We start from the raw sequence: 13,035 nt of genomic DNA, 5'->3' as shown, positions 1-13,035 counted from the left end.
ATAGAATTTAATCATACAATATCTTGATTGGTCTTGTCACAGTTCTAGTTGGTTAAAAGTTAGATTTATTTTCATCATTATATCATTTATTTGGACGAGTCTGAATATGCTTTTATGAGAGGTAAGGGGGACAACTTACCTAATGTTTAATTAGGGGTGAACGCGGGTATGAATTTTTATCGGATGAGAGCGGAAGAAGTCGTGCAAGTAACGAATACAAATGTTTCCTCCGGTTTAACTGATGAGGAGGTAAAGCAAAGGCGAGCAACTTTTGGGGCAAATGAATTAAAGGAATCAGAGAAAACTTCCAAACTCGTTTTATTTTTAAATCAGTTTAATGATTTTATGGTATTTGTTCTATTAGGCGCAACGATTATATCAATCTTTTTAAAGGAAGTAGTAGATGCAGTTGCGATTATGGCAATTGTATTAATTAACGGGATTTTAGGATATTTTCAAGAAGCTAAGGCAGAGAGATCATTAGAAGCTTTGAAAGAATTGGCTGCTCCACAAGTAAATGTTTTACGTGACGGGCAGTTTGTTAAGCTCCCTTCAAGAGATTTAGTTGTTGGGGATATTATTAAGTTTTCAAGTGGCGATCGGATTGGTGCTGATATTCGCATAATCGAAGCATCAAGTTTATACATAGAAGAATCAGCGCTAACAGGTGAATCTGTTCCGGTTCAAAAAAGATTTGAATCAATTCAGGCCGATGATATTGGTATTGGTGATCAAGATAATATGGGCTTTATGGGAACACTCGTTACGCGTGGAAATGGTAAAGGAGTTGTTGTTTCCACAGGAATGAAAACAGCAATGGGGCAAATTGCGAATTTACTTCAAAATACAGAAACCATTGTTACACCTTTACAAAGACGATTAGAACAATTAGGTAAAATATTAATTATTCTTGCATTATTTTTAACAGCTTTAGTTGTATTTATCGGTGTATATCAAGGAAATGAATTATATCATATGTTTTTAGCGGGTGTGTCACTTGCTGTTGCTGCGATTCCTGAAGGCTTGCCAGCAATTGTAACGGTTGCTTTATCACTGGGTGTGCAACGAATGATTAAAAAGAAAGCAATCGTTCGAAAGCTTCAAGCTGTTGAAACATTAGGATGTGCTTCAGTCATTTGTTCAGATAAAACAGGGACTATGACGGAAAATAAAATGACAGTTACAAATATTTGGTCGGGTGGGTCTAGTTTTGAAGTAACAGGAAATGGATATGCAATCGATGGAGAATTTACGAATAAAGAGAGAACCATTAATCCAACATTAAATAAACAATTATTTCAAACACTTGTATTCGGTTCTATATGTAGTGATGCACAATTAATTCAAAAGAAAAAAGAAATCGTACTAGATGGTGATCCTACTGAAGGTGCGATTGTTGTTGCAGGTTATAAAGCTGGGATCAACCGAGAATACGTAAATTCTAATTTTACTAGAATACATGAGCTTCCTTTTGATAGTACACGGAAAATGATGTCGGTCGTTGTGAAAAATCGTTCAGGTGAACAGTTTGTAATTACGAAGGGTGCACCAGACGTCTTACTTTCAAAATGTAATTCAATTTTATGGCATGAAAGAGAAGAACAATTAAACACGTTTAGACAAAATGCAGTGGAAAGTACAATTGAAACTTATGCAAATAATGCACTTCGTACGATTGCGATTGCTTTTAAACCTTTAAATCCAAATTCGATCTTAGATGAAAGGGATCTCGAAAGCAATTTAACATTTATTGGTTTACAAGGGATGATTGACCCACCAAGAGCAGAAGTTGCACAAGCTGTTCAAGAATGTAAAGAAGCTGGTATTAGGACGATTATGATTACTGGGGATCATAAGTTAACTGCTTCTAGTATTGCTAGAAAACTAGGAATCTTAAGAGATAACGGTAGAGTAGTTGAAGGAAAAGAATTAGATGCACTTTCTGTAGAGCAGATTCAGGAATTTGTTGAAGATGCTGCTGTATTTGCCCGAGTTTCACCTGAACATAAATTAAAAATTGTTAAAGCACTACAAGCGAATGGACATATTGTAGCAATGACTGGTGATGGCGTAAATGATGCACCAGCAATTAAAGCATCGGATATTGGAATTTCAATGGGGATTACAGGTACAGATGTAGCAAAGGAAGCTTCAGCATTAGTTTTACTGGATGATAATTTTGCTACGATCAAGTCTGCAATTAAAGAAGGACGTAATATTTATAGTAATATTCGTAAATTTATCCGTTATTTATTAGCTTCAAATGTAGGTGAAATTTTAGTTATGTTGTTTGCGATGTTATTAGCGCTACCTTTACCACTTGTTCCAGTACAAATTCTATGGGTAAATCTAGTGACTGATGGCTTACCTGCAATGGCATTAGGTGTTGATTCAGCTGAAGATGATGTAATGAAAAGAAGTCCTCGTTCATTATCAGAAGGGATATTTGCAAGAGGTTTAGGATGGAAAATTATTTCAAGAGGATTTTTAATTGGATTTGTCACACTATTAGCATTCATTATTTCCTATAATCAGCATCCGAATCAACTTGAATACGCACAGACAGTAGCATTCTCCACATTAGTTTTAGCTCAATTAATTCATGTATTTGATTGTAGAAGTGAACGATCCATTTTTCATCGAAATGTATTTGGAAATTTATATTTAATTGGTGCTGTTATCGTTTCAATGTTATTAATGCTTGTTGTTATTTACTACCCACCATTACAACCTATTTTCAAAACGATTCCGATCGTACCTAGAGATTGGTTCTTAATTGGAGGTCTTTCATCAATTCCAACTTTTATGCTTGCAGGAGCATTATTTACAAAGAAAAAATAATTTGCGAACAAAATGGATAACCAATTTAAAATATGTTATAATTCCTTAAGGTAGTAGAGGTATGCTCTATTACCTTTTCTCTTTTACATATTGAATAAAATTTGGAAATAAATTAGAGAGAAAATTAGTGTATTGGAAGTGGAACAATGGTCGTAAGTATGACAGGGTATGGTAAAGCCATTTTGTCAAATGAACAGTACAAAATACATATTGAAATGAAAGCAGTGAATCATCGATACTTAGAGACAATCGTTCGAATGCCGAGGCAATTATTAGCATATGAAGATGCAATTAAGAAAATTGTAGCTGAGTATACTAGTCGAGGTCGAGTAGAGGTTTTTGTTACAATTGAGGGCTTATTACAACGTACATTACAAATAGATGAAGGCTTAATTCAACAATATAAAAAAGCGATTGAAAATCTATCAGGTGAAGAGCAAAATAAATCTTCTTATAATCCAATCGATTTATTAAAGCTACCTGAAGTTACTACAGTAAGTGAAGTAGAACAAATCAATGATAATTTTGAAGAATTATTATTAACGACTACTGAAAATGCATGTCAGCAATTTTTTGATGTTAAGTGCAAAGAAGGTGGACAACTTAAAAAAGATTTATTAGAGAGATTAACAGCAATTGAAGAATGTAAAAAACAGATTACAGTGCATTCTCCTCTTGTTTTGAAATCATATCGTGAAAAGCTTCAATCTAAATTAGCGGAAGTTGAATTAACAGCGGTTGATGAGCAAAGATTATTAACAGAAATTATGCTCTTTGCAGATCGATGTGACATATCTGAAGAATTAGTTCGACTAACTAGTCATTTAGAATTGTTTAATGAAACTTTACAAATAAAGGAATCGATTGGGCGGAAACTAGATTTCATCGTACAAGAAATGAATCGAGAAGTGAATACGATTGGTTCTAAAGCAAATTCATTAGATATTTCTAAACAAGTTGTTGAAATTAAAAATAATCTTGAAAAAATTAGAGAGCAAGTTCAAAATATTGAATAATGTAAAAGATTTGTTTATAGTTGCAAAGGTCCGGTAACAATGTGAAATAGAAGACTAATTAATTTTTGATTAATTGACTCTAAACACGCAGATGTAACAATAGATTGACCTTTAATAAATAAAACTGTCTAGAATTAGAAGGGTAGGGTCATAAATGAGGCATGAAAGAGGCTTATTAATCGTACTTTCTGGTCCATCAGGAGTAGGTAAAGGTACGGTGCGTAAAGCTATTTTTGATAATAAGGACTTAGATCTGCAATATAGTATTTCGATGACGACAAGAAATCCTCGTGAAGGTGAAGTACATGGAGTAGATTATTTCTTTACATCAAAAGAAGATTTCAAACAGAAAATAAATGAAAATAAGTTTCTTGAGTGGGCAGAGTTTGTAGGTAATTACTATGGAACACCAATTGATTATGTTGAAAAAACATTAAGCGAAGGAAAAGACATTTTCCTAGAAATTGAAGTTCAAGGTGCCCTGCAAGTAAAAAAAGCTTTTTCTGAAGGGATTTTTATTTTCTTAGCCCCTCCGAGTATGAGAGAATTACAAAATAGAATTGTAACAAGAGGTACAGAAACTGAAGATGTGATTATGAATCGTATGAATGCAGCAAAAGAAGAAATAGAAATGATGGATGCTTACGATTATGTAGTTGAAAATGATCAAGTTGATTTAGCTTGTGACCGTATTAAAGCAATTATTTTAAGTGAACATTTAAAACGTGAACGAGTTGCAAATTATTATAAAAGAATGATGGAGGCCGAATAAACTATGTTATATCCTTCGATTGACCGTTTATTAACAAAATTAGACTCAAAATATACGCTAGTAACAGTTGCTTCAAAGCGTGCTCGCGAAATGCAAGTAAATAAAGATACTCGTGTTGAAAAACCGGTATCTGATAAATTTGTAGGAAAAGCATTAGAAGAAATTAATGCTGGCTTATTATCTTATAGAAAACTTGAAGAAGTTAAAGAAGATTAATATTTAACTGTGTGATGAGGCTGTCCCAAAACATTTGCTAATTTTCCATATGACTAAAAAGGACAACGTGGTGTTTAACACCTCTCCTAAAAGTTTCGTGGTGATTAGAAATGGGGGCAGTCTTATTTTTGTGATAAAATGGCGACGAGCAGTTTTATAAACGAAAAGCGCTGATTTAAGAAAAAGGGATAAGTGCAACTAGGTATCTGAGTTAGACGATTAGGAATATTGTGAGTTTTTTTAGAAAAATCCTATAACATTTATTTCAAACATATTTGTGGTATCTTAGACATAGAACGTCCAAAAGACCTATTTTTTGACATATTACATAGAAAGAATAAAATTTGAAAGGGTGAAGGTGAGTGGAACAAAAAAAGATTCTCCTATGTGTTTCAGGTGGAATTGCAGTCTATAAAGCAGCAGCACTTACAAGTAAACTAGTACAAGCAGGATATGACGTTAAAGTAATGATGAGCTTATCCGCTACAAAATTTGTGACACCTTTAACGTTTCAAGCTTTATCAAGAAATGATGTTTATATAGATACTTTTGATGAAAAAGATAGTGCAAAAATTGCACATATCAATTTAGGTGATTGGCCTGATTTAATAATCGTTGCTCCAGCGACTGCTAATACAATTGGAAAATTAGCAAATGGTCTTGGAGATGAAATGATTCAGGCAACATTACTAGCTGCAACAAAACCAGTTTGGATCGCACCAGCTATGAATGTTAATATGTATAACCATCCGATTGTTCAAAAGAATATGAACATATTGAAAGAGATTGGTCATCGATTTATTGAGCCAAATGAAGGGTATTTAGCATGTGGCTATGTAGGAAAAGGTAGATTAGCAGAGCCTGAAGAAATTGTTCAATTCGTGAATGAACATTTCCAAAGAGAAGTTGGTTTATTAAAAGGTAAAAAAATTATCATTTCTGCCGGTCCAACAGTTGAAAAAATTGATCCAGTTCGCTTTGTTTCAAATCATTCAACGGGTAAGATGGGCTATAGTATTGCAGAAGTTGCAGTCTCTTTAGGTGCAGACGTAATCCTCGTTTCTGGACCAACCAATTTAACGCCACCTGAAGGCTGTAAATTGATCCAAACTGAGTCTGCGGAGCAAATGTTTGAAGCGATTTGGTCTTATTATAATGAAGCGGATGTTGTCATAAAAACAGCAGCGGTTGCTGATTACACACCTTCAATTACTTATGATTCAAAAGTGAAAAAAGCTGATGGTGATCTTTCAATTGCTTTTAAGCGTACGAAAGATATTCTTCTAACTTTAGGTCAACATAAAACACATCAAATTTTAGTAGGGTTTGCTGCAGAAACTGATCAAGTAGATGAGTATGCAAAAAGTAAACTTTTAAAGAAAAATGCAGATATGATTGTTGCAAATGATGTAACGAAAACAGGGGCTGGTTTTGGATCTGATACGAATATTGTAACCATTTTTAAGCGGAATGGTGAAGTGAAGCCACTTCCTAAAATGAGTAAAAAAGAAGTAGCAGAAGAAATACTACTTGAAGTTCATCACTTATTAAATGAGGTAGAAAGATGACATACGCATCAGTTTTAGTTGATGTATCAGTCAGACAAACAGATCGTCCTTTTGATTATAAAGTACCAACTAGGTGGCAGGAAGCAATACAACCTGGAATGCGTGTAATAGTGCCATTTGGGCCAAGGAAAGTTCAAGGTTTTGTATTGTCTATAAAAGAAACAACTAATTTAGAGAAGGTTAAAGAAATTGAAGAAGTTCTTGATGTCATGCCAGTTTTAACAGAAGAACTTCTTCTTTTAGGTTCTTATTTATCCCAAAAAACACTTTGTTTTTTCATTTCTGCATATCAAGCAATGCTTCCGACAGCTATTAAAGCTGTTTATAAAAAACATGTTCAAGTTACATCTGAAGAAGCTTTAGATCAATTAGTTCCGGAATTAGCAAATCTATTTTCAATCGTGAAAAGAAGAGAATGGACTGAAATAGAAAGTCTTGTTAGTAAAATTTCATTAGTTCAACGAGCTATAAAAGAAGGACTGCTTGAAATTGAATATGAAGTGAAAAATAAAGCAAATAAAAAAACAGAACGTGTAGTTTCTCTATTAAAAGTATTAGATGAAGAATTACCTACGATCTCATCTCCACAACAAAAAGACATTATTGAATACTTACGTATGAACGGTCAAACAAGTGTGAAGGAGTTAAAAGAATGTCTTGGAATCACAGATTCACCTATAAAGACATTGGAGAAAAACGAGGTAATTTCAATTAAAACAGTTGAAGTTTATCGGGATCCTTATGAAGGTAGGGAAATAGAACGATCTAAGCCTTTACCATTAATAGAAGAACAACAGATTGCATTTGAGCAAATCGTTTCTTCATTTCATGAAAGAAAGAATAAGATTCATCTTTTACATGGAGTAACAGGAAGTGGAAAGACAGAAGTTTATTTGCAAACCATTCAAGAGGTCCTATCTGAAGGTAAAGAAGCAATCGTATTAGTACCAGAAATTTCACTTACCCCACAGATAGTAGGTCGTTTTAAAAGTAGATTTGGAAATGATGTTGCAGTTCTCCATAGTGGTTTGTCTATTGGTGAGAAATATGATGAATGGAGAAAGATTCAAAGAAAAGAAGTTAAGGTAGTAGTGGGAGCCCGTTCAGCTATATTTGCACCATTTGAAAACATTGGAATGATCATCATTGATGAAGAACACGAGACAACCTATAAACAAGATGAACATCCAAGATATCATGCAAGAGATATAGCAATTTGGAGAGGAGAATATCATCATTGTCCTATCGTTTTAGGAAGTGCAACTCCTACTCTAGAATCATTTGCAAGAGCTGGTAAAGGTGTTTATGAGCTAAATACAATGTCCAAAAGGGTTAATCAAGGCCCATTACCTGAAGTGGAAATAGTCGATATGAGAGAACAGCTAAGAATCGGAAATCGTACGATGTTTTCTACAGCTTTACATGAAAAAATAATTGATCGATTAGAGAAGAAGGAACAAATCATCTTATTTTTAAACCGTCGAGGCTATTCTTCATTTGTAATGTGTAGAGATTGTGGTTACACAATTCAGTGCCCCCATTGCGAGGTTTCCTTAACATATCATAAACATAACCATCATCTAAAATGTCATTATTGCGGCTATGAAACCTATATGCCAAAACAATGCCCATCGTGCCAGAGTGAACATATTCGCTTTTTTGGAACTGGGACGCAAAAGGTAGAAGAAGCTATTACAAAAACGTATCCAGAAGCACGAGTAATTAGGATGGATAATGATACGACTAGTCGTAAAGGTGCCCACGAAAAAATGCTTAAGCAATTTGGTAACGGTGAGGCTGATATATTACTAGGTACACAGATGATTGCAAAAGGACTTGATTTTCCAAATGTTACATTGGTTGGTGTTTTAGCAGCAGATAGTTCACTTCATTTACCAGATTTCAGAGCAAGTGAGCGAACATTTAGCTTATTAACACAAGTAAGTGGAAGAGCTGGTCGTCATGAAAAACCAGGTGAAGTAGTCATACAAACATATTCACCAGAGCATTATAGTATTGAATTAGCTAAAACACAGGACTATGTTGCGTTTTATGAAGAAGAAATGAAAATAAGACGCTCATTTCGCTACCCACCTTTTTATTATTTAGTTTTAATATCAATAGCACATAGTGATTTGATAAAAACAGTAAAAGTAAGTGAACAAATTGCAGGCTATTTAAGAGAGTACTTATCAGAAGGATCAATTGTACTCGGACCAGTAGCATCACCAATCGCAAAAATAAAAGACCATTTCCGTTATCAATGTGTGATAAAATACAAATCTGAACCTGCACTCTACGACGTACTAAACCGAATCCAACAATACTACCAAGACGAAACGGACAAAGGTAAACTACAATTAACAATCGACTTTCAACCTACTATGTTTATGTAACGAAAAGTGGAGGCGACTGGTTAGACCCGACAAGCATAAGACAAAGGCCGATTAAGGTTGGTTTTTACCTTAATTGGACTTTGGCTTATGACCTCGAGGGGCTAGGAGCCGGAACTAGACAAAACGAAAAGCGGAAGGCGTTTGCTCAGCCCCGACACCTCGAGGGGCTAACGCCTGGAGCTAGACAGAACGAAAAGTGGAGGCGACTGGTTAGACCCGACACCTCGAAGGGCTAACGCCTTGAACTAGACATTCCGAAAAGTGGGTGTAACTGGTTAGACAAGACAAACATAAAACGAAGGTCTTTCTATAGAAATTAAATGAAAACGAACAATCAAGATAGGAGTTGTGAAATTGGCTTTATTAAAAATAGTAGAATTTCCAAATGAAGTACTTGAAACACCTTGTGAAAAAGTGACGTCATTTGATAAAAATTTAGTAAAACTTTTAAATAATATGTATGAGACAATGTTGGCAGCAGATGGTGTTGGTTTAGCAGCCCCACAAGTTGGAATTCTGCAACAAGTAGCTGTTGTTGATGTTGAAGATGAGAATGGAAGAATTGATTTAATTAATCCAATCGTAATGGAAACTAAAGGCGAGCAAACTGATGTTGAAGGTTGTTTAAGTTTCCCTAACTTATATGGTGATGTAACAAGACCTAGCTATGCGAAAATTAAAGCACAAAATAAACGTGGAAAATATTTTATTATAGAAGCTCGTGGATTTTTAGCTCGTGCACTATTACATGAAATTGATCATTTAAATGGAGTTTTATTCACTTCTAAAGTCTCGAAATACTATGAAGAAAGTGAATTAGAAGGGTAGGCAAAAAAATGACAAAGATTGTTTTTATGGGGACGCCAGATTTTTCTGTTCCTGTTTTAAGAAGATTAATCGAAGAAGGATATGATGTAGTTGGTGTAGTAACTCAGCCAGACCGCCCTGTTGGTCGAAAAAGAGTGCTAACTCCACCTCCAGTTAAAGTAGAGGCTTTAAAACATAATATCCCAGTTTTACAACCTGAAAAAATTAGACTTCCAGAAGAAACGGAAAAAGTGTTGGCTTTGAAACCAGATTTAATTGTAACTGCTGCTTTTGGACAAATTCTTCCTACAGATATTCTTGAAGCTCCTAAATTTGGTTGTATAAATGTACATGCATCATTGTTACCAGAATTACGAGGTGGAGCTCCAATACACTATTCGATCATTCAAGGTAAGAGTGAAACTGGTGTAACAATTATGTATATGGTTGAAAAGTTAGATGCTGGTGATATGTTAGCCAAAGTCGTTGTTCCAATTGAAGAAAAAGATCACGTTGGGACGCTACACGATAAATTAAGTATTGCGGGTGCGAATTTACTTTCAGAAACAATCCCACCGTTATTAAAAGGTGAAATTACTGCAGTGAAGCAAGATGAAAGTAAAGTAAGCTTTGCAAAAAATATTAAACGTGAAGAAGAACAAATTAATTGGTCAAAAACTGGTGAAGAGATTTATAATCACGTAAGAGGTTTACACCCTTGGCCAGTAGCTTATACTACATTAAACGGAGAAGTTTTAAAAGTTTGGTGGGGTGAAAAAGTAAATACGAATCAAAATTCTACACCAGGTGAAATAATTGATGTTTTAAATGATGGATTATTAGTGGCAACAGGAAATCATACTGCTATCAAAATTACTGATTTACAGCCTGCTGGTAAAAAGCGAATGGAAGCAAAGCAATACATTAATGGTGCAGGTTCGTTTATTGAACGTGGAATGAAGTTAGGAGAATAACATGAGTAAAAATGTACGAGAGATTGCCTTAGAGGCTCTTCTTTCAGTTTATAAAAATCAATCGTATAGTAATTTGTTAGTAAATAACTATATTCAAAAGAATGACTTATCTTCTGCTGATTCAGGACTATTAACAGAAATAATCTATGGAACAATCCAAAGAGATCAATTATTAGATTTTTATTTAGAACCATTCATTAAAAATCAGAAGAAATTAGAAGAATGGGTTTATATATTAATAAAACTTTCATTATATCAATTGCATTTTTTAGATCGTATACCACCTCACGCAGTTTTAAATGAGGCTGTTAATATTGCTAAAAAACGAGGACATAAAGGAATTGCCTCTTTAGTAAATGGGGTTTTAAGAAATATTCAAAGAAATGGTTTACGATCAATCGATGAAATAAAGGACCCAATCGAAAAGCTTTCAATTGAAACGAATCATCCAAACTGGTTAATTGAACAATGGGTAAAAGAATTCGGAGAAGAAGAAACGAGAAAAATTTGTGAAGAGAATATACTTCCACCGTTTCAAACTGCAAGAGTAAATACAATGAAAGCAACAAGAGAAGAAGTACTTAAAATGCTTGAAGATGAAGGAGTACAGGTCAAGGAAGGAAAACTGTCTCCATTTGCAATAGAAATCCAAAAAGGAAATGTTGCTTATACGAATGCATTTAAAGATGGTTTCCTTTCAATTCAAGATGAAAGCTCGATGTTAGTTGCACAAGCACTTGGAGTTGAAAAAGGTGAAGATATATTAGATACTTGTGCGGCACCTGGAGGGAAATCAACACATATTGCTGAGTTGTTAGGCGGTACTGGTTCAGTCACTTCATTAGATTTACACAAGCATAAAGTAAAGTTAATTAAAGAACAAGCTAATCGTTTAGGGTTAGATAATATAGAAACGAAAGCTCTAGATGCAAGAAAAGCACCTGAAGAGTTTGAAGGAAGATTATTTGACAAAGTATTAGTAGATGCTCCATGTTCTGGTTTAGGGGTTATTCGTCGTAAACCAGATATTTTATTAAAAAAGAATGCTACTGATGTAACAAATTTACAAAGAGTTCAGAAGTCTATTTTAGACGAAGCCTCAAAGTTAGTTAAGCCAGGTGGAACTTTAGTATATAGCACTTGTACAGTTGGACATGAAGAAAATATTGATGTGGTCGAAGCTTTTTTAGAAGAGCATCATGAATATGAATTAGATCACTCATTAATTGATCATGTTCCGGAAAAATTAAATGAAAATAAATCGGTTCAAAAAGGGTATGTACAACTACTACCACATTATTTTGGAACGGATGGATTTTTTATTGCAAGATTAAGGAAGAAGGTGTAACGTTGAAATTAGAAAATACTACAAATTCAGTCAAAATAGAAAAAACTCATAAACCCTCAATTTACTCGTTAAAAGTGAGTGATATAGAGGATTGGTTAAAGGCGCAAAAGCAGCAGGCTTTCCGTGCTAAGCAAATTTATAATTGGCTATACGTACAACGAGTTGAAAGCTTTGAAGAAATGCAAAATATTCCAAAAGATTTACGTATGTTACTTGAAGAGAATTTTACAATAACGACATTAAAAACATTAGTTAAACAAACCTCTTCAGATGGTACTATGAAATTTTTATTTGAATTACATGATGGATATTCGATTGAAACTGTTTTAATGAGACATAATTATGGCAATTCTGTATGTGTAACGACACAAGTAGGTTGTCGAATTGGATGTACTTTTTGTGCATCGACTCTTGGCGGTTTAAAACGAAATCTTGAAGCAGGTGAAATCGTTGCACAAGTTTTAGAAGTACAACGTGCTATTGATGAAGTTGAAGAACGAGTAAGCTCAATCGTAGTTATGGGTATAGGCGAACCATTTGATAACTATAATGGTTTAATGGATTTCTTAAGAATTGTTAATTCTGAAAAAGGTCTTAACATAGGTGCAAGACATATTACAGTATCAACAAGTGGAATCATTCCAAAAATCTATAACTTTGCAGATGAAGGTCTTCAAATTAATTTCGCGATTTCATTACATGCTCCTAACAGCGAGTTACGTTCTAAATTAATGCCAATTAATCGTGCATACAAATTACCGGATTTAATGGACGCTGTTCGTTACTATGTTGAAAAGACTGGTAGACGTGTAACGTTTGAATATGGATTATTCGGTGGTGAAAATGACCAAGTTGAGCATGCGGAAGAACTTTCTAAGTTACTTAAAGGAGTTAAATGTCATGTTAATTTAATTCCGGTTAACTATGTACCTGAAAGAGATTACGTAAGAACTCCTAAGGAACAAATTTTTGCATTTGAAAAAGTACTAAAAAACAATGGAGTTAATGTTACAATTCGTCGTGAACAAGGCCATGATATAGATGCAGCTTGTGGACAGTTGCGTGCAAAGGAGCGTAAAGAGGAGACGAGGTGAAAC

General features: G+C 34.3%; 10 protein-coding genes. All 10 read left to right on the top strand.

Annotated features, from left to right (window positions below):
- Nucleotides 1-168 precede the first annotated feature (168 nt).
- The gene (locus tag ACFWM3_RS05340) at nucleotides 169-2,841 is read left to right on the top strand and encodes a calcium-translocating P-type ATPase, SERCA-type (protein ID WP_056470963.1); all 2,673 of its coding nucleotides are present in this window, start codon (nucleotides 169-171) and stop codon (nucleotides 2,839-2,841) included.
- Between the two features lie 146 nt (nucleotides 2,842-2,987).
- Nucleotides 2,988-3,857: a YicC/YloC family endoribonuclease gene (locus ACFWM3_RS05335; protein ID WP_056470960.1), complete on the top strand. Its 870-nt coding sequence runs from the start codon at nucleotides 2,988-2,990 to the stop codon at nucleotides 3,855-3,857.
- Between the two features lie 154 nt (nucleotides 3,858-4,011).
- On the top strand, nucleotides 4,012-4,629 hold the full coding sequence (gene gmk / locus ACFWM3_RS05330) for a guanylate kinase (RefSeq protein WP_056470957.1): 618 nt from the start codon (nucleotides 4,012-4,014) through the stop codon (nucleotides 4,627-4,629).
- A gap of 3 nt (nucleotides 4,630-4,632) precedes the next feature.
- A complete protein-coding gene (rpoZ, locus tag ACFWM3_RS05325) occupies nucleotides 4,633-4,845 on the top strand; it encodes a DNA-directed RNA polymerase subunit omega (protein WP_025568819.1) in 213 nt (70 codons plus the stop codon).
- Between the two features lie 362 nt (nucleotides 4,846-5,207).
- A complete protein-coding gene (gene coaBC / locus ACFWM3_RS05320; protein ID WP_056470951.1) occupies nucleotides 5,208-6,413 on the top strand; it encodes a bifunctional phosphopantothenoylcysteine decarboxylase/phosphopantothenate--cysteine ligase CoaBC in 1,206 nt (401 codons plus the stop codon).
- Nucleotides 6,410-8,809, top strand: a complete 2,400-nt coding sequence (gene priA, locus ACFWM3_RS05315) for a primosomal protein N' (protein ID WP_056470947.1) — start codon at nucleotides 6,410-6,412, stop codon at nucleotides 8,807-8,809. Before coaBC ends, priA begins: the two co-directional genes overlap by 4 nt.
- Nucleotides 8,810-9,163: 354 nt before the next feature.
- A complete protein-coding gene (gene def, locus ACFWM3_RS05310) occupies nucleotides 9,164-9,637 on the top strand; it encodes a peptide deformylase (RefSeq protein ID WP_056470946.1) in 474 nt (157 codons plus the stop codon).
- Between the two features lie 8 nt (nucleotides 9,638-9,645).
- Nucleotides 9,646-10,590, top strand: coding sequence for a methionyl-tRNA formyltransferase (gene fmt / locus ACFWM3_RS05305; RefSeq protein WP_056470943.1), 945 nt, complete (start codon nucleotides 9,646-9,648; stop codon nucleotides 10,588-10,590).
- Between the two features lies 1 nt (nucleotide 10,591).
- The gene (gene rsmB, locus ACFWM3_RS05300) at nucleotides 10,592-11,938 is read left to right on the top strand and encodes a 16S rRNA (cytosine(967)-C(5))-methyltransferase RsmB (protein WP_056470940.1); all 1,347 of its coding nucleotides are present in this window, start codon (nucleotides 10,592-10,594) and stop codon (nucleotides 11,936-11,938) included.
- 35 nt (nucleotides 11,939-11,973) lie between these two features.
- Nucleotides 11,974-13,032 (top strand): dual-specificity RNA methyltransferase RlmN, encoded by a 1,059-nt coding sequence (rlmN, locus tag ACFWM3_RS05295; protein ID WP_056471189.1) that lies wholly within the window; start codon nucleotides 11,974-11,976, stop codon nucleotides 13,030-13,032.
- Nucleotides 13,033-13,035: the final 3 nt, after the last annotated feature.

Origin of the sequence: Gottfriedia sp. NPDC058432 (assembly GCF_042721555.1) — a bacterium.
Taxonomy (GTDB): domain Bacteria; phylum Bacillota; class Bacilli; order Bacillales; family Bacillaceae_G; genus Gottfriedia.
Note: the sequence above shows the minus strand (reverse complement) of the source record. Positions and strands in the feature narration are given on the sequence as shown.